This window comes from Lacinutrix sp. MEBiC02404, assembly GCF_053601575.1.
This window is the reverse complement of sequence record NZ_JBSHNV010000218.1, coordinates 68595-86320: the sequence shown is the minus strand read 5'-3', so window position 1 is coordinate 86320 and position 17726 is coordinate 68595. Positions and strand designations below refer to the sequence as shown.

Annotated in this window: 15 protein-coding genes; 9 read left to right on the top strand and 6 right to left on the bottom strand. The window is 32.0% G+C overall.

Translation table 11 applies throughout. From position 1 onward, the window contains the following. Positions 1 to 64 precede the first annotated feature (64 nt). Both ACVCXO_RS14345 and ACVCXO_RS14340 read left to right on the top strand, forming a co-directional pair. Positions 65 to 1153, top strand: coding sequence for a T9SS type A sorting domain-containing protein (locus ACVCXO_RS14345; protein ID WP_452230278.1), 1089 nt, complete (start codon positions 65 to 67; stop codon positions 1151 to 1153). A gap of 209 nt (positions 1154 to 1362) precedes the next feature. Continuing rightward, entirely contained in the window at positions 1363 to 1965 is a 603-nt protein-coding gene (locus ACVCXO_RS14340; RefSeq protein WP_452230277.1) for a hypothetical protein, read from the top strand. Positions 1966 to 2032: 67 nt separating this feature from the next. Here ACVCXO_RS14340 and ACVCXO_RS14335 read toward each other — a convergent pair whose 3' ends face one another. Beyond that, positions 2033 to 4750, bottom strand: a complete 2718-nt coding sequence (locus ACVCXO_RS14335) for a TonB-dependent receptor (RefSeq protein ID WP_452230276.1) — start codon at positions 4748 to 4750, stop codon at positions 2033 to 2035. Positions 4751 to 4974: 224 nt separating this feature from the next. Between ACVCXO_RS14335 and ychF the strand changes: the two genes are divergently transcribed. From ychF to ACVCXO_RS14315, 4 genes are all read left to right on the top strand, one after another. After that, positions 4975 to 6069: a redox-regulated ATPase YchF gene (gene ychF, locus ACVCXO_RS14330; protein ID WP_452230275.1), complete on the top strand. Its 1095-nt coding sequence runs from the start codon at positions 4975 to 4977 to the stop codon at positions 6067 to 6069. Positions 6070 to 6317: 248 nt separating this feature from the next. After that, positions 6318 to 8180: a DNA topoisomerase IV subunit B gene (locus ACVCXO_RS14325; RefSeq protein WP_452230274.1), complete on the top strand. Its 1863-nt coding sequence runs from the start codon at positions 6318 to 6320 to the stop codon at positions 8178 to 8180. 30 nt (positions 8181 to 8210) lie between these two features. Next, the gene (locus ACVCXO_RS14320; RefSeq protein WP_452230273.1) at positions 8211 to 8696 is read left to right on the top strand and encodes a hypothetical protein; all 486 of its coding nucleotides are present in this window, start codon (positions 8211 to 8213) and stop codon (positions 8694 to 8696) included. Beyond that, positions 8693 to 11404: a DNA gyrase/topoisomerase IV subunit A gene (locus ACVCXO_RS14315; protein ID WP_452230272.1), complete on the top strand. Its 2712-nt coding sequence runs from the start codon at positions 8693 to 8695 to the stop codon at positions 11402 to 11404. Before ACVCXO_RS14320 ends, ACVCXO_RS14315 begins: the two co-directional genes overlap by 4 nt. Before the next feature lie 298 nt (positions 11405 to 11702). Here the strand turns inward: ACVCXO_RS14315 and ACVCXO_RS14310 are convergent, their stop codons facing one another. From ACVCXO_RS14310 to ACVCXO_RS14300, 3 genes are all read right to left on the bottom strand, one after another. Further along, positions 11703 to 12488 carry a TerC family protein gene (locus ACVCXO_RS14310; protein ID WP_452230271.1) on the bottom strand — a complete coding sequence of 262 codons (786 nt, stop codon included), beginning with the start codon at positions 12486 to 12488 and terminating at the stop codon, positions 11703 to 11705. Positions 12489 to 12626: 138 nt separating this feature from the next. Continuing rightward, on the bottom strand, positions 12627 to 12995 hold the full coding sequence (locus tag ACVCXO_RS14305) for a DNA topoisomerase IV (RefSeq protein ID WP_452230270.1): 369 nt from the start codon (positions 12993 to 12995) through the stop codon (positions 12627 to 12629). 214 nt (positions 12996 to 13209) lie between these two features. Further along, entirely contained in the window at positions 13210 to 13647 is a 438-nt protein-coding gene (locus ACVCXO_RS14300) for a helix-turn-helix domain-containing protein (protein ID WP_452230269.1), read from the bottom strand. Positions 13648 to 13951: 304 nt separating this feature from the next. On the opposite strand from ACVCXO_RS14300, the gene ACVCXO_RS14295 reads away from it, so the two are divergent. The 3 genes from ACVCXO_RS14295 (at position 13952) to ACVCXO_RS14285 (ending at position 16229) form a co-directional block, all read left to right on the top strand. Then, positions 13952 to 15109: a M14 family zinc carboxypeptidase gene (locus ACVCXO_RS14295; protein WP_452230268.1), complete on the top strand. Its 1158-nt coding sequence runs from the start codon at positions 13952 to 13954 to the stop codon at positions 15107 to 15109. A 65-nt stretch (positions 15110 to 15174) separates the two neighbouring features. Beyond that, entirely contained in the window at positions 15175 to 15654 is a 480-nt protein-coding gene (locus ACVCXO_RS14290; RefSeq protein WP_452230267.1) for an Lrp/AsnC family transcriptional regulator, read from the top strand. Between the two features lie 59 nt (positions 15655 to 15713). Continuing rightward, the gene (locus tag ACVCXO_RS14285) at positions 15714 to 16229 is read left to right on the top strand and encodes a DinB family protein (RefSeq protein WP_452230266.1); all 516 of its coding nucleotides are present in this window, start codon (positions 15714 to 15716) and stop codon (positions 16227 to 16229) included. On the opposite strand, the gene ACVCXO_RS14280 is transcribed toward ACVCXO_RS14285, so the two are convergent. Next, positions 16230 to 16502: a hypothetical protein gene (locus tag ACVCXO_RS14280; RefSeq protein ID WP_452230265.1), complete on the bottom strand. Its 273-nt coding sequence runs from the start codon at positions 16500 to 16502 to the stop codon at positions 16230 to 16232. 81 nt (positions 16503 to 16583) lie between these two features. After that, entirely contained in the window at positions 16584 to 17651 is a 1068-nt protein-coding gene (gene aroB, locus ACVCXO_RS14275) for a 3-dehydroquinate synthase (RefSeq protein WP_452230264.1), read from the bottom strand. Positions 17652 to 17726: the final 75 nt, after the last annotated feature.

Below are 17726 nucleotides of genomic sequence, written 5' to 3'. Positions count from 1 at the left end.
TTGCATACAAAGTATACATGCTCAAATAATAGAAATTCCAGATGCAAATTTTAAAAATGCATTAGTGAATACTAACTGTGTGAGTTTAGTCCCAGGTTCTACTACCGACTCTAATGCAGATACAAACAATGATGGAGAAATTCAAGTGTCAGAAGCAGAAGCAGTATTTAGTATAGCTATTTATAGCAGTAATATTAACTCCATGATTGGTATTGAATATTTTACGAATCTGGAGCGTTTACATTGTGATTTTAACTCCATTGATGTATTAGATTTAAGTAATAATATTAATTTAAAAGTAATTTCATGTGATTTTAATGGAATGACAAGTATTAATACATCTAACTGTGTTAATCTGGAGTCTCTTACATGTTCTGATAATGCAATAACAAGTTTTGACTTAAGTGATAATATAAACCTTGAATCCTTGCGGTTTGATAGAAATTCAGTTGCAGTTTTAGATGTTACAAACAATGTATTATTAAACCATATAAATTGTGATAGGAATAATATAATTAGTTTGGACCTTAGTAATAATGTTAATCTGGAAACGCTTCGATGTGGAAGTAATCTATTTGAAACTTTGGATTTAAGTAATAATAGTAACCTTTCTACATTTACTTGTATGACTAATTCATTAGGAAATACGAATAGATTAAAGACGATAGATTTTAGTAATAACATTAATTTAAGCTTTTTTTCATTCTATGGTAGTCCAGATCTTACGGCAATTAATCTTAAAAACGGGAATAGGATGTCAGCAGTGCAAACTAGTAGTATAGCTGGTTGTCCAAACTTAGTTGCTATTTGTGTAGATGCTAACGAAGTTGATCAAATACAAGCATTGGTAGATTACAATGGTTATACTAATTGTAATGTTGTAACCGATTGCTCTAGTTTAAGTGTAGAAGAATATGCATTAAATACAATTACTGTTTATCCAAATCCAGTTGCAGAGAAATTATATATTTCGTCAAAGGATTTTATGGATTCTATTACTTTTTATAATGTAAGTGGCTCCTTAATAAAGACGATTTCTAACATTAATCAAAGAAAGTTAGAAATAGATATAAAAGATTTTTCGGATGGTGTTTACTTTTTAAAAGTACATTCGAATACAGGAGTTTTTTCATCAAAAATAGTTAAGAATTAAAGGGATAGGAGATAATGGAATTAATTTTAAAAAAACCTAAGCTTAAGCTTAGGTTTTTTTTTGACTATTTTTTTTAAAAAATTAAAAATAATTTACGGGTAACATTTAGGGTTTAATTGGAACATAACGCAAAGAATCAAGTTATTAACCTTTGGAAAGAAATAAGGTAATAACAATTAACTCTGTAACTTTTAAACTATATATAAATTATGAGAAAATTTTTAACACTAACTTTATTACTATTGATTTTTACTTCTTGTGAGAAAGAGACTGATTTTGAAACCGCATCAAACTCCGAATTTAAAAAAGAATCTACAATTTTATTTTCGAGTGCAAAATTTGAAGAATTGTCTAATACATATTCAAATATAGATAAAGCCATGATGGATCAATCTTTGGAAGAAAATACAATAGACGGTCAGGTGCTTTATTCTATGGATTTAAGTACTGAAGGTGTGGATTTAAGACAATTATTTTTTACAATTGAAAATGGTGTATTAGAAAATGCCCTTGTTATTGAAAATAAAATAAAAGAAGATACAAGTGACATACAATTTGATATTCGTACTAGTAAGAATGAGCTTCTTGGTGGAGCCGATTTAGTAAAATCCGATGGAGGTGGTAGAGTATTCAAAGTGGATGGAGGTTCTTACACAGGCCCTACAGATTCTACTTTAGGTCAAGGAAATTCTTGCTTTAGAAATTGTATAGTTAATATGGCTGAAGCATGTATGCAAAATCCTATAGTGACTCTTGCATGTATTATTGTGAATAATTTAATTGTGGCCAATTGTGTAATACGATGTTTATAATTGCTAGCTTTATATAAAAAAAACCGAGCAATTGCTCGGTTTTTTTGTTTTTACTGTTTTTAATATTTTAGAAATTAAATCCTAGTCTAGCAAAAACATATCTACCATCAGAACCCATTTGAACAGAATCGGCTAAACCACCTTGATCTGTCCAACCATCAAATTGAGAAGTAGGATATTTATTAAATAAGTTATTTGCTCCTAAAGTTAAATTCAGGCTTTCTGTAAACTTGTATCCTAAACTTAAGTCTACAATATTTCTTGCGTCATATGTATCTGTTGCAACTTGTTCTAAAGCGTCTGCTTCTGCAAAAGTTACAGGAGGAGAATCTACCCATTGAAAATCTTGTAGTTGTACTTCGCTAAAACGAGTAATAGATACTAAAACATGGAATTTAGAAACGCTATAGCCAAGGTTTAAACCAAATTTATAATCTGGAGCGGCAGCCTTTAAATATGCTTGAGAAAAAGGACCAAAGAATCTTAGTTCTGCTTCTTCATCGGTCATGCTACTTCCTTCAAATTCAGGTGTATTTATGTTTTTAATTTTTAACTTATTAATGTTTCCAATAACGCCTACATTAACTTTACTATCCTTTCCAAAAGCCATTTCATAGCCTAAAACAATATCCAATCCAGTGGTTTGCGTATCCACACCATTTGCAAAAAATTGCGCAGCATCTACATTTAAAGGACCTAAAATTGCTTGATCTGTAAAATTATCTGTTAGTATAATTCTGTCGTCTACATTAATTAAATATCCATCTATAGTTGCAGTGAATCCACTTTTCTTAAAAGTAAAACCTACACTTCCGTTAAATGCTTTTTCTTCTTTTAATTCTTCAATTCCAAAAGCTTTAGTAACGGTACTGTTATTGGCAGATAATAAAGAAGGAACAGATTCACCAGCCACTATATTATTGAAAATAAGGTTATAATACAATTGGGCTAGAGAAGGCGCTCTAAAACCTGTAGATACAGAACCTCTAATAGCTAATGCATCATCTAGTAATTTATATCTACTTGCAATTTTGAAATTAAAAGTATTTCCAAAGTCACTATAATTTTCAAAACGTAAAGCACCTCCAATTAAAAAGTCGTCACTAATATTAAGTTCGGTATCAAAATAAATACCATAATTGGTTCTGCTTCTGTCTATTTCATTTGCAGGACTATAACCTGGGAAACCTTGAGAAGCTCCGGGTAACTCATCATTATTAGTATCTGTAGCTACTGTTTGCGTTGCAGGATTTGTAACAGGAACTCCGTTTTCATCATAAAGCGCGTAAGAAGCAACCTCTCCAGCAAAAATCCCGAAGTTTTCTGTTCTATATTCCATACCAAATGCAATACTTAATCCAGAAGCTACATCTTCAAAATATTTATTAAAATCTACACCAGTAGTATTTTGAGAAAGGTAATGTCCACCAGCGTCAAAATCTGTCGGCGAAGCATCTCCCATAGAAGCGTTATTACTATCTTTTACATAATAATGGAAGTCGTTTTTACCAAAGGTATTATTAAAGTCTACATTCCATCCGTTACTCATTTCGTGTCTTACACCGGCAGAAACAGAAATGTCTGTAATATTAGAAGTTATTCTAGGAGTAAACCCATTAGGATATAAGCTAGGTACCGATCTATTATCTCCATCATCAAAACTATCACGAGAGAAAGCATATGCATTGGTGTCTCTAAAGTTACGACCACCAAAAGCATAAATTTCTGTTTTATCATCTACAGGAATTGCTGCATTTACCATAAAGTTAAATCCGTCTACACCAGCACTACCATATCCTTTTCTCCAAGAAAACCCAGGACGAAGCGTGTTGTTTTTGGATAAAAGTTCTGTGGTAAAGTTTATAAAACCGCCATTTTTACCTAGAGCTGCACCGTAGTTTAAATCAATTTTAACGGTTTCTCCATCCATTCTTTTGTCTTTACCATCTAATCTGTTTTCACCTTCTACATTGTATAAGGTTTCTCCAGATCTTTCTTCCCAACCATCTCCAACGGCTGTACTATAAGCACCGTAAGTAATACCTCCAGAAACGCCATCTGTATTATTTTTAAGTACAATATTAATTACACCAGCAATGGCATCAGATCCATATTGTGCAGAAGCACCATCTCTTAAAACTTCTATTCTTTTAATAGCAGAAGCAGGAATCGCATTTAAATCGGTACCAGAATTTCCACGACCTCTTGTTCCAAAGATGTTTACTAAAGAAGATTGGTGTCTTCGTTTTCCATTAATTAATACCAGTGTTTGATCTGGACCTAAACCTCTTAAAGAAGCAGGAACCACATGATCGGCACCATCGGATCCCGATTGTTTACTTGCATTAAAGGAGGGAGCTGCATATTGAAGTATTTCATTAACTTCTACTTTTCCTGTTAAGGATGCAATTCCAGCAACATCAAGAACATCGACAGGAACAGCAGTGTCTAGCGCAGTTCTTTTAGGACTACGAGATCCAACAAGTACCACCTCGTCTAATCCTACACCTTCTGCCATAGTAACATTAATAGAGGACTGTCCGTTTACGTCTAATTCTTGTGTGTCATAGCCAATATAGCTAAAAATAAGTGTCGCATTTTCATTGGTAGTAATACTATAATTTCCATCAAAATCGGTGGTAACACCATTAGTGGTTCCTTTTTCAATAATATTTACATTTGGTAACGGTAAGCCTTCTGGATCTGTAATATTTCCAGTTATTGTTTGTCCAATGGCAAATTGGGCACTAAAAAGTAAAAGCAATACTAAATAAAAGTGTTTCATATCGTTATTATTTTTGATTAGTTATAGGTTAAAGATATGTAAATTAAACATTTAAGTGAGATTTTGTTTTTAACTTATTAACTTATTTATTAAAAATTAATCAATAATGAGTTGTATCATTTATATTTGCAATCGCTAATAAAAATAGTTTCCTGAAAGGTATATGCCTTTGGCAGGTAAAAGAAGTTTAATTTAAAGATTTCCGTTTTTGCGGAAAAACACATATGAAAGCAGGAATTGTAGGATTACCAAATGTAGGAAAGTCAACTTTATTTAATTGTTTATCTAATGCTAAAGCGCAAAGTGCAAACTTTCCGTTTTGTACTATTGAACCTAATATTGGAATTGTAAATGTACCAGATCCAAGATTAGAAAAATTAGAAGAACTAGTAAAGCCAGTTCGTGTACAACCAGCAACTGTAGAGATTGTAGATATTGCAGGTTTAGTAAAAGGAGCAAGTAAAGGAGAAGGTTTAGGAAATCAATTCCTTGCAAACATTAGAGAAACCGACGCTATTTTACATGTATTGCGTTGTTTTGATAATGACAACATTATTCATGTAGATGGTAATATAAATCCGATTAGAGATAAGGAGACTATCGATATGGAACTGCAGTTAAAAGATTTAGAAACTGTAGATAAAAAATTAGATAAAGTAAAAAGAGCCGCAAAAACTGGAAATAAAGAAGCACAAAAAGAAGAGGCTGTTTTATTAAAAATAAAAGAAAATTTAGAAGCTGGAGTTTCGGTAAGAGCTTTAGAATTTAGCGAAGAAGATTATTTAGAATTTGTAAAACCTAGTCAGCTTATTACAGACAAACCAGTAATGTATGTTTGTAATGTAGACGAAGGATCTGCTGTTTCTGGTAATGCATACGTAGCATTAGTAAGAGAAGCTGTAAAAGATGAAAATGCTGAAGTTTTAGTATTAGCAGTTGGTACAGAAGCAGATATTAATGAATTGGATGATTACGAAGAAAGACAAATGTTTTTAGCAGATATTGGTTTAGAAGAAGCTGGAGCTGCGAAATTAATTCGTTCTGCGTATAAGTTATTAAAACAACAAACGTATTTTACAGCAGGAGTAAAGGAAGTTAGAGCTTGGACCGTTAATGTTGGAGCAACAGGACCTCAAGCTGCTGGTGTTATTCATACCGATTTTGAAAAAGGTTTTATTAGAGCAGAAGTTATAGGTTATGAAGATTTTGTTACTTTTGGTAGTGAAGCAAAGGTAAAAGAAGCTGGTAAAATGCGAGTAGAAGGAAAGAATTACGTGGTTAAAGATGGCGATGTAATGCATTTCTTATTTAATGTGTAAAAAAGAATAGAGAAAATAGAGTAAAGACTAAAAGCGAGATGAATTTTCATCTCGCTTTTTTTTGCATCTTATTTGAATAATTCCTGAAATGTTATCGTATTAAAAAATCGACTTCATTTTCAATTTCAAATGAAGCTTTAACCCCAATTTCATTTTCTAATAACTTGTTAATTACTTTGTGCCTTCTGTATTTCATTTTTTCACGCGAAATACTATCTTAGCAACTTATCCTATTTTTTTATTCAACTATGTCTCAAGAAACCAAATATACCGAAGATAATATACGCTCACTAGACTGGAAAGAACATATTCGTATGCGTCCGGGGATGTATATTGGTAAACTTGGTGATGGTTCTTCGGCAGATGATGGTATTTATATTCTTTTAAAAGAAGTACTAGATAATTCCATCGATGAATATGTAATGGGAGCTGGTAAAACCATTGAGATTTCTATTCAAGGAACCAAAGTGATTGTGAGAGATTACGGACGTGGTATTCCTTTAGGAAAAGTGGTAGATGTAGTTTCTAAAATGAATACTGGTGGGAAGTATGACTCTAAAGCCTTCAAGAAATCTGTAGGTTTAAACGGAGTTGGTACCAAGGCTGTAAATGCCTTATCTTCCTTTTTTAGAGTGGAATCTACGAGGGATAATAAAAGCGCTTCCGCGGAATTTGAACAAGGTAACCTTATTAATCAAGATCTATTAGAAGATACCTCGAGACGAAAAGGTACTAAAGTATCTTTCGTTCCGGATGAAGTTATCTTCAAAAACTACAAGTACAGAAGTGAGTATGTTGAAAAAATGCTCAAATACTATGTGTACTTAAATCCAGGATTAACCATTGTTTTTAACGGTGAAAAATTCTACAGTGAAAATGGTTTAAAAGATTTATTATCCGAAAACATTAACGAAACAGACAGGTCCTATCCAATTATTCATTTACGTGGTGACGATATAGAAGTAGCGCTTACGCACAGTAAAACACAGTATAGCGAGCAATATCATTCTTTTGTAAACGGACAAAATACCACGCAAGGTGGAACGCATCTTGCAGCATTTAGAGAAGCATTAGTACGAACTATAAGAGAATATTTTGGTAAAAATTACGAGGCTTCCGATATACGTAAATCGGTAGTATGCGCTATTGCCATAAAAGTAATGGAGCCTATTTTTGAGAGTCAGACAAAAACCAAACTTGGTTCTACAGATATGGGAGGCGAATTGCCAACGGTAAGAACCTATATCAATGACTTTCTTAAAAAATACCTAGATAACTTTCTACACAAAAACACCGATGTAGCAGAAAGTATTCAACGCAAAATATTGCAAGCAGAACGCGAACGTAAAGAGCTTTCCGGAATTAGAAAACTAGCAAAAGATAGAGCGAAAAAAGCAAGTCTGCACAACAAAAAATTACGCGATTGTAGAGTGCATTTTGGAGATATTAAAAACGACAGAAACCTAGAAAGCACCTTGTTTATTACCGAGGGAGATTCTGCATCTGGTAGTATTACTAAATCCCGTGATGTAAATACACAAGCAGTATTTAGTTTAAAAGGGAAACCTTTAAACTGTTACGGACTAAGTAAAAAAATAGTATATGAAAATGAAGAATTCAACTTACTACAAGCAGCTTTAAATATAGAAGAGTCTATTGAGGATTTACGTTATAACAATATTGTAATTGCAACAGATGCCGATGTCGATGGTATGCATATTCGTTTGTTATTAATTACTTTCTTTTTGCAATTCTTCCCAGAAATTATAAAAGAAGGACATTTATATATTTTGCAAACACCATTGTTTAGAGTGCGTAATAAAAAGGAAACGGCGTATTGCTATTCCGAACAAGAAAGAAGAGATGCAGTACAAAAATTAAAGCCAAAACCAGAAATTACTCGATTTAAAGGACTTGGTGAAATCTCACCAGATGAGTTTGTACATTTTATAGGGCAAGACATTCGATTAGATCCTGTAATGCTAGATAAAGATATGTCGATTGAAGAATTGCTAAGTTTCTACATGGGAAAAAACACACCAACAAGACAAGAGTTTATTATCGACAATCTGAAGGTGGAATTAGATATTATAGAAGAAGAAAGTGTATAATTCATATCCTATAAAAGCAAAATTCACAAAATGAGAACCAACAACAATAAAGCAAAGAATTTTATAATTTCATTATATTTTATACTTATCGTATTTGCTATTATTTCGGCTGTTATGTTTAAAATGTTTAGCAACATTAGTGGTAATGCTTTGGTTGTATTTTTAATTATAGCATTAAGTTTTGGTCTGCTTTTTTTTGTGGTTCATTCTATTTCAAAGTTTTTTGAATACGATAGTGATGGTATGAAAGTAGTAGTTACCAATAGAGGTTTATTACTATCGGATAGGTTTAATTATAGAGAACATACTGTCGAGTTTACTAAAACAGATTTAAAAGGTTTTAAGTTTAATAATTATATAGTGTACACTAGTTTGGTGTTACTAATAAAAGATAAAAGTGGTACCTCTAGAAAAGAACGATTTAATGTTACTATGGTTGCTAAAAAGAAACGAAAATACATCCGACAATCGTTAAATAAAATGATTAAAAACAATAGAAAATTAGCTAGTTCATGATAGAAGATAATGATGATTTGGTAAATGAGCAAAACGAAAGTCAAGAACCACAAGAAACCATTACCAGGGTTACTGGAATGTTTAAAGAATGGTTTTTAGATTATGCATCTTATGTAATTTTAGAGCGTGCTGTTCCTGCAATAGAAGATGGTTTTAAACCTGTGCAACGTAGAATCATGCATTCTATGAAAGATCTAGATGATGGTCGTTATAACAAAGTAGCAAATATTGTTGGTCATACCATGCAATACCATCCGCATGGAGATGCAAGTATTGCAGATGCTATGGTGCAAATCGGACAAAAAGATTTACTTATAGACACACAAGGAAACTGGGGAAATATATTAACAGGAGATAGAGCAGCAGCTTCTCGTTATATTGAAGCACGTATTTCAAAGTTTGGATTGGACGTTGTTTTTAACCCGAAAATAACCGAATGGCAAGCTTCTTATGATGGTAGACGAAAAGAACCAGTAAATCTTCCAGTAATGTTTCCATTGCTTTTGGCGCAAGGAGGAGAAGGAATTGCGGTTGGTTTATCTACTAAAATATTACCGCATAATTTCATCGAATTAATTGATGCTTCTGTAAAACATTTACAAGGAAAACGATTCACCATTCTTCCAGATTTTCCTACTGCAGGAATTGCAGATATCACTGGGTATAATGATGGTTTAAGAGGAGGAAAGGTTCGCGTACGTGCAAAGATTTCCCAATATGATAAGAATACATTAGTTATTACAGAAATTCCTTTTGCTACAAATACGTCGTCTTTAATAGATTCTATTTTAAAAGCGAATGAAAAAGGAAAAATAAAAATCAAAAAAATTGAGGATAATACGGCAGCTAATGTAGAGATTTTAGTGCATTTACCTGCCGGTATTTCGCCAGATAAAACGATTGATGCACTGTATGCATTCACCAATTGTGAATCTTCTATTTCGCCTTTGGGTTGTGTTATTGAGGATAACAAACCATATTTTGTAGGTGTTTCTGAAATGCTTCGTCGTAGTACAGATAATACAGTGCAGCTTTTAAAACAAGAATTAGAAATTAAACTTGGTGAGTTTCAAGAACAATGGCATTTTGCTTCGTTAGAACGTATTTTTATTGAAAAAAGAATCTATCGTGATATTGAAGAAGAAGAAACTTGGGAAGGCGTAATTCAAGCCATAGATAAAGGACTTCAGCCACATATAAAACATTTAAAACGTGCCATAACGGAAGAAGATATTACGCGTTTAACCGAAATACGAATCAAACGTATTTCGAAATTTGATATCGATAAAGCACAGCAAAAAATTGATGCGCTGGAAGAACAAATAGCAGAAGTAAGGCATCATCTTGCAAATCTTATCGATTATGCAATTGCATATTTTACACGATTAAAAAAGGAATATGGCGAAGGAAGAGAACGTAAAACAGAAATTCGAGTTTTTGATGATGTAGATGCTACAAAAGTAATTATTCGTAACACAAAACTGTACGTAAATAGAGAAGAAGGTTTTATTGGTACCTCATTAAAAAGAGATGAGTACGTTGGTGATTGTAGTGATATTGATGATATTATTGTGTTTACCAAATCTGGTAAAATGATGGTTACCAAAGTAGATAGTAAAACGTTTATTGGTAAAGATATTATTCACGTTGCCATCTTTAAAAAGAAAGACAAACGTACCATTTACAATATGATTTATCGAGATGGTAAAAGCGGACCTTCGTATGTAAAACGATTTGCCGTTACCAGTACAACTCGCGATAGAGAATACGATTTAACAAACGGGAATTCTAGTTCCGTAGCCCTATATTTTTCAGCAAATCCGAACGGAGAAGCAGAAGTAGTTTCTATCATGTTACGTCAAGTGGGTGGTATAAAAAAACTAAAATGGGATTTAGATTTTTCTAATGTAATAATAAAAGGAAGAGCATCTAAAGGAAATGTAGTTACCAAGCATCCTGTAAAGAAAATAGAACTTAAAGAAAAAGGAGTTTCTACTTTAAAACCACGAAAAATCTGGTTTGATGATACCGTACAACGATTAAATGTAGATGCTAGAGGTGAATTAATTGGGGAATTTAGAGGAGAAGACAGATTGCTAATTATCACACAATCTGGAATGGTAAAAACCATACTTCCTGAAATTACTGCGCATTTTGAAGAGGATATGATTGTGCTAGAAAAATGGATTCCTAAAAAGCCGATTTCTGCTATTTACTTTGATGGCGGAAAAGAACTTTACTATGTAAAACGTTTTTTAATTGAAACCGAAGGTAAGGAAGAAAGCTTTATTTCTGAACACCCAAAATCACAATTAGAAATTGTTTCTACAGATTGGAAACCAATGGCAGAAATTGAGTTCACTAAAGAAAGAGGGAAAGATCGAAAAGATAATGTAGAGCTAAATTTAGAAGAATTTATAGCTGTAAAAGGAATTTCAGCCTTAGGAAATCAACTTACAAAAGATAAAGTGAATCAAATAAGTTTATTAGATCCTTTGCCTTATGAAGCTCCAGAGGAAATTCCAGCAGAAGAAATAGAAGTGATAGCAGAAGAAGATGTAACAGAAGAAACCTCTGAGAAAACTTCAGAAAAACCAGAAAAGGAAACACTAAAAATAAAGTCGGAAGAAGTTAAAAAAGGAGATTCAAAACCAACAGAAGATAAGGATGCATCTAAAGATGGCGAAGGACAAATAACCTTGTTTTAATATTATGTCATTCTAAACTTGTTTCAGAATCTATATCCTTATAATGCATCTGAAAATGTTGGAGGAAATACCAACATTGGCAGAAATTTTTATCTAAATATTTTAATATTTTAAAATACAAAATGTCATTTCGAATGTAGTCGAGAAATCTAACAAAAAGATTCCTCCATTGCTGCCGGAATGACATTTTTTTATAAATTAAAGACTAAACTTGTTCTTAAAGTAATAGCTCTTTAAAAAGATAATGTCATTTTTAGCTTGTCGAGAAATCTAAATCACAATCGACTTTCATGTGATTTTATTTCTTCCTAGTAATTCTAAAATTAATAAACTCCACCATTAAAGAAAAGGCGATAGCAAAATATAAATAGCCTTTAGGTATTGCGCCAACCGTTTTTCCAAATAAATTGGTATGTGAAAGGTGAGCCGCTTCTGTAATAAGCATAAAACCAATTAGGATTAAAAAAGATAAACCCAAAATTTGCATACTTGGATGTGCATCAATAAATTTACGAATTGGGTTTGCAAAACCAATCATGATACTAATAGAAATTACTACGGCAATAATCATTAAAACAAGATTGTAGTAATGGTTTTCATGTAAACCGTTAGTCATACCAACTGCAGTTAAAATCGAGTCTATAGAGAAGATAAAGTCAATAATTACAATTTGCGTGATTGCTTGCGACAAGGAAGTGATTTTTTTACCTTTCACAGCATCTTCATCATGATGTGGCGTGTCTACTTTTTCTCTAATTTCTGAAGTACTTTTATAAATCAAAAATAATCCTCCAGCAAATAATATAATACTTTGCCAGCTTACAGCGATTTGTAACCATGAGGTTTCAAAATGATAAAAAGGTTCACTTAAGCCAACTAAAAACGAAACAAAGAATAATAATATAATACGCTGCACCATGGCAAGCAGTAAACCTATATTTGTTGCCTTGCTACGTTGCTGTTCTGGTAATTTGTTTGCAGCTATAGAAATAAATACAATATTATCTATCCCTAAAATAATTTCTAAAAAGGTCAAAGTTAACAATGCAAAAATCGCATCACTAGTAAATAAAAAATCTAACATAATATTTTATATTAAGGTATGTTCCTATTTGTTATTTGTTTCCGAAAACTTTCCGGACGGTTACCAAGTTTATTCTAGTTTTAAACATGCTATATTCTTTTGAGCATCCCTAGAAATTTTGCGCATAAATACGCGTTGCTATTTTTTAAAAGCAGCTCCTTTTTGTTTTAATTTTTCACCAACATAAGAATACTCAAAAGTATATGAGCTATCTGTAGTTGTAAGTATTTTTAAATGCACGTCTTTATGCTCTGCCATATTTTTAGGTTTAATGGTTTTGAATATCATTTCGCAATCATTAATCCAACGTACTTGTGTAGAATCTGTTTTTCCTTCGTAAACTTCAATTTGTAAATCACTAGTTCTTGTAAAGTCAGATTTATAAATAATATCATCTATGACTACTTCACTATAAAAACTTCCTGTTTTATAATCGGTGCAATTTCGCTCTACTTGATAACAGCCAGAAAAACTTAAAACAATTGCAAATAACAGTATCTTTTTCATGAAAAACATTTTGTACAAAATTAGCAATATTTTGTGTTATTGTAGTTTTTTTCTGAAAGTAATACGTGTATTTTTTATTTTAGGATATAGTTTGTTTTGAAATCTTATAGTATAGATGCTTCTGAATACTTTTAATAAAAAAAGTTTAGAACATAGAAAACTATAAAAATGGCATTTGCTGAGAATCGTCTAAATGAAAAAATAATGTACTAGGTTACAAATTGTCAAAATTTTGAAAACTACCATCCGAATAAAAAATAACAATGCGTTCTATTTTTTTTTCGGAAGAAGCATTTATCGAATTATTTAAAGAAGAAGAAATCGAAGAAGAAGGTGAAGTTGAAATTTCTTCCTTTTCGCTTTTTGGTGGATCTATCTTTTTTTCCACTTTTTCAATTTCTGGAATTTTCACTTCACTTTTATTGTCCTTCGGAAAAATTCCTTTTCCATTCATCAACCAATATAATTCCACCTCTGGAAAATGGGCGAGCACCTTCATTACAAAATCTAAACTTGGCTTATTTCTGCCAGAAAGAATATGCGAAATAGTGGAGCGTTGCACACCAACTTTCTCAGCAAAAGAAGAGGCACTTTCTCCATAAAAATCGATGACTTTCTGTAGTCTTTTTGTAAATCCTTCGGTGTTTATCATTGTAAACAAGTTGTTTTGTTTTTATAACGTTACAAATGTAAACATTATTTCAATAGCATGGTTGTATTAGTCTAATATATTTAATATATATTCATTTGAAGCTTTAAATAAGATAGCTTAATTATCTGAAATAAAGATATTTAAGATTTAAATCGCAATAATGTTAAAATTTTATAACGCAATATTTGCTTTGCCTTGTAGACTTCTGTAAATCTGTTTAACAATGTAACCAAAGTTTATCGGTTTTAGTGTTTACAATTGTAAATTATCAATTGTTTACCTTTGTAATCAATACAAATTACATATGGAATTAGAAACCTTAGAATTGTTGTTCAATAGATACAAAGAAGTGCAACTTTTTAATAGATATATTCACGCAAAAGACATTGCTCCTTTGTTGCAAAAGCTAGCTTTAAAATGCCAAGTTTCGGTGGTGGGGAAATCTGTTCTGAATGAAAATATTCATACTATTACGCTTGGGTCTGGACCTAAAAAAATATTGATGTGGTCTCAAATGCACGGAAACGAAAGCACGACAACGAAGGCTATTTTCGATTTATTGAACCTTTTATTAAGCAGCCAGGAAGTTTCGGAGACTATTTTAAAAGCGTGTACAATACAGATTATTCCTATTTTAAATCCTGATGGCGCTAAAGCGTATACGCGTGTAAATGCGAATCAAGTTGATTTAAATAGAGATGCCCAAGCGCTTACGCAACCAGAAAGCCTTGTTCTTAAGTCTTGTTTTGAAGCTTTTAAGCCTCATTTTTGTTATAATTTACATGGACAGCGGACTATCTTTAGCGCAGGAAACACGAATAATTCGGCAACGGTTTCGTTTTTAGCGCCAGCACAGGATGAGGCTTGTACTATTACTAACAATAGAAAGCGAGCTATGGAGATTATTGCGGTTATGAATGCTAATTTGCAGATGCAGATACCAAATCAAGTTGGTGTTTATGATGATTCTTTTAATATAAACTGTGTTGGGGATACCTTTCAAGCGCAAAATACACCTACCATTCTTTTTGAAGCAGGTCATTATAAGGACGATTACACAAGAGAAAAGGTTAGAGTGTATGTTTTTCAGTCTTTACTGGTTTCTTTGGATTATATAGCTAAAAATGCTGTTTCTGGTGATGCTTATCTTCCTTATATAGACATTCCGGAAAACCAGAAGTGTTTTTATGACCTTATTATTAGAAACGCTAGAGTAGAGCCAGGTGGTGATTTGTTAGATATAGCAATCCAGTATCAAGAAAGATTAATTACTAATACGATTGAATTTATACCTAAAATCGAGAAATTTACAAGTATAAATCAGTTTTTTGCACACAAAGAAATAGATGTTAATGGCGGTGTAGTAGAAACCTTAAAAAAAGAGGCGATAACTATAGGTTACGAAAACGATTTAGTAAAGTTAAGAAATGAAGAAATTTCATTAAAATTAACAAAATCTTGATATTTAGTATATATAAATCAATAAAAATGTATTATTTTTGAATAAAATTTAATAATACGATAAAAATGGCTAAGTTTAAATTAGACGAAATAGATCATCAGATTTTAGATATGTTGATTCAAAATACCAGAGTTCCTTTTACAGATATTGCAAAAAAACTATTAATTTCTGCTGGAACTGTGCATGTAAGAGTTAAAAAAATGGAAGATGCCGGAATAATAAAAGGTTCTTCATTAACTTTAGATTATAAAAAGCTTGGTTACTCGTTTATTGCTTACGTTGGTGTGTTTTTGCAAAATACTTCACAAACAAAATTTGTTTTAGAACGTATAAACGAAATACCAAATGTAACGGTAGCACATATCACAACAGGGAAGTTTAATATTTTCTGTAAAATTAGAGCTAAAAACACAGAAAACGCAAAAGATATTATCTTTAAATTAGATGATATTGATGGTATTTATAGAACAGAGTCGATGATCTCTTTAGAAGAGAGCATAAACGACAAAAAACGATTAATGCATTCTATATTTAGCGAATTATAGAAATCAAATATAGTATTTAATAAGCCCTTTTTTAAGGGCTTTTTTATTTTTAAAAATTTATGAAAGTAAAAGATTTAAACGCTTCAGAATACAATACGTATTATGAAACATACATAAGTAAAGCTAATGATTTAAGCTTGTTAGATGGTTTAATTGAAAGTTTTAATACAACACTAGATTTTTTTAATAATCTGCCGGAAAACAAAATGGAATACGCTTACGCGGAAGACAAATGGACGGTAAAAGAAGTGATGCAACATATCATAGATACAGAACGTGTGTTTGCGTATCGCGCTTTGCGATTTTCTAGAAATGACCATACAGAGTTGCCTGGATTTAGTGAGAATGCATACACGCCTTCTAGCGATGCTAACAGGAGAACGAAAGCTTCTCTTATTGAAGAGTATATGCATGTTAGAAAATCTACAATAAGTTTATTTAAGAGTTTTACTAATGAAATGCTTTTGTTAAGCGGTAAAGCAAGTGGCGGAAATATGTCCGTTAGAGCAATTGGATTTATTAATATTGGTCATGAAAAGCATCATTGTGAGGTGATTAAAGAACGGTATTTATAATTATTCCTCTTCATCGATAACAATATGACCGGAATCGTTTAAAAGTAGATCGTCATTACTGTCAAAATTAGTCATGGTGTAATGTAACTTACTACTAACCTTGACTAAATAAATAGCGTCTTCTGTTTTTACTTCAACAGCTTCAATGGTTTGGTTTTTGTGATTATCAAAAATAATGATATCGTTATCTCCGTAACCATCCGGAAATTTTTGCGTTAATAACTCCAAAAGTTCTGGAGTTAGTTTTTTGTAGTCTACAATTAATCTTTGCATAACTAGAGTGTTTAAGTTAATAAAACCATAGTATCTTCTTTTACAAGCGACTTAAAGTTACAAAATTTTTAATTCAAAAAGTTACGAAGCGTAAAAATTAAATGCTTCTAATATTAATTCGTTAGAAACTTTACAGTTTATTTTTGGTTTTCCAATAGCTTCAAGAAGCACGAAGTTGATGTTACCATGCTCGTTCTTTTTGTCGTATATAAGTAGCTCAATAATAGGAGCGTAGTCCTTATCGTCAAATACTACCTTTCCGAAAGTATTTGTGATTGTAGTTTTTATTTCTTGGTTTGTTGTTTCGTCAAGACCAACAAGTTTTGTAGATATGTAGCTTGCTAGAATCATTCCTACAGCAATCGCTTCTCCGTGAAGTAAAGGTTCTTTGTCTGCATTGCTTAAAAAGTAAGACTCTATGGCGTGGCCCAAGGTATGTCCGTAATTCAAGGTTTTTCTAACGTTTTCTTCGTGAGGATCTTGTGCTACAATGTCTTTCTTTATCAGAATAGATTCGTAAATAAGTGTATCTAAATCTGCGGTTGTTTGTTTAGAAAGATCTAAAAATTTGCTCCAATATTCTAGGTTTGATATTAGGCCATGCTTTAGCATTTCGGCTAAGCCGGATCGCATTTGATTTTCAGGTAATGTAGCTAGAAAAGCGGTATCGATTAAAACCATTTCGGCAGTGTTTATAACACCTATTTGATTTTTTAAATGGCCTAGATCTATTCCTGTTTTTCCACCAATAGAAGCGTCAACCATTGCTAGTAATGAGGTTGGGATGTTTATAAAGCTAATGCCGCGTTTAAATGTAGAAGCTACAAAACCACCTAAATCTGTAATTACACCACCACCAACATTTATCATTAAGCTTTTTCTGTCTGCGCCATATTCCGATAAAGCTTCCCAAAGACCTAAACATATATCTAAATTCTTGTTTTCTTCCCCAGATTCCATCTCTAAAATGTCATATGTTATTTCGGTATCTATATTAGCTAAAACAAAAGGCATACAGTCTACGTTTGTATTTTCATCTACTAAAAAGAAAATTTTAGAATAGTTTGCAGCTTTTAAGTGTTCATTTAAAGAAGTATACCCGTTTTCATTGAAATAGATACTGTAATCTTGAGTAGCAATAGGTGTCATTAACTATAAAATTATTTTGACGTAAAAATAAGGAGAAATTAATCAAATATAATAGACTTCAATTATATTTGTTCC

What these genes read in the sequence shown, in the direction of transcription:
- ACVCXO_RS14340 (WP_452230277.1), top strand. Translation starts at nt 1,363, where the DNA reads ATGAGAAAATTTTTAACACTAACTTTATTACTATTGATTTTTACTTCT.
- ACVCXO_RS14335 (WP_452230276.1), bottom strand. Translation starts at nt 4,750, where the DNA reads ATGAAACACTTTTATTTAGTATTGCTTTTACTTTTTAGTGCCCAATTT.
- ychF (WP_452230275.1), top strand. Translation starts at nt 4,975, where the DNA reads ATGAAAGCAGGAATTGTAGGATTACCAAATGTAGGAAAGTCAACTTTA.
- ACVCXO_RS14325 (WP_452230274.1), top strand. Translation starts at nt 6,318, where the DNA reads ATGTCTCAAGAAACCAAATATACCGAAGATAATATACGCTCACTAGAC.
- ACVCXO_RS14320 (WP_452230273.1), top strand. Translation starts at nt 8,211, where the DNA reads ATGAGAACCAACAACAATAAAGCAAAGAATTTTATAATTTCATTATAT.
- ACVCXO_RS14315 (WP_452230272.1), top strand. Translation starts at nt 8,693, where the DNA reads ATGATAGAAGATAATGATGATTTGGTAAATGAGCAAAACGAAAGTCAA.
- ACVCXO_RS14310 (WP_452230271.1), bottom strand. Translation starts at nt 12,488, where the DNA reads ATGTTAGATTTTTTATTTACTAGTGATGCGATTTTTGCATTGTTAACT.
- ACVCXO_RS14305 (WP_452230270.1), bottom strand. Translation starts at nt 12,995, where the DNA reads ATGAAAAAGATACTGTTATTTGCAATTGTTTTAAGTTTTTCTGGCTGT.
- ACVCXO_RS14300 (WP_452230269.1), bottom strand. Translation starts at nt 13,647, where the DNA reads ATGATAAACACCGAAGGATTTACAAAAAGACTACAGAAAGTCATCGAT.
- ACVCXO_RS14295 (WP_452230268.1), top strand. Translation starts at nt 13,952, where the DNA reads ATGGAATTAGAAACCTTAGAATTGTTGTTCAATAGATACAAAGAAGTG.
- ACVCXO_RS14290 (WP_452230267.1), top strand. Translation starts at nt 15,175, where the DNA reads ATGGCTAAGTTTAAATTAGACGAAATAGATCATCAGATTTTAGATATG.
- ACVCXO_RS14285 (WP_452230266.1), top strand. Translation starts at nt 15,714, where the DNA reads ATGAAAGTAAAAGATTTAAACGCTTCAGAATACAATACGTATTATGAA.
- ACVCXO_RS14280 (WP_452230265.1), bottom strand. Translation starts at nt 16,502, where the DNA reads ATGCAAAGATTAATTGTAGACTACAAAAAACTAACTCCAGAACTTTTG.
- aroB (WP_452230264.1), bottom strand. Translation starts at nt 17,651, where the DNA reads ATGACACCTATTGCTACTCAAGATTACAGTATCTATTTCAATGAAAAC.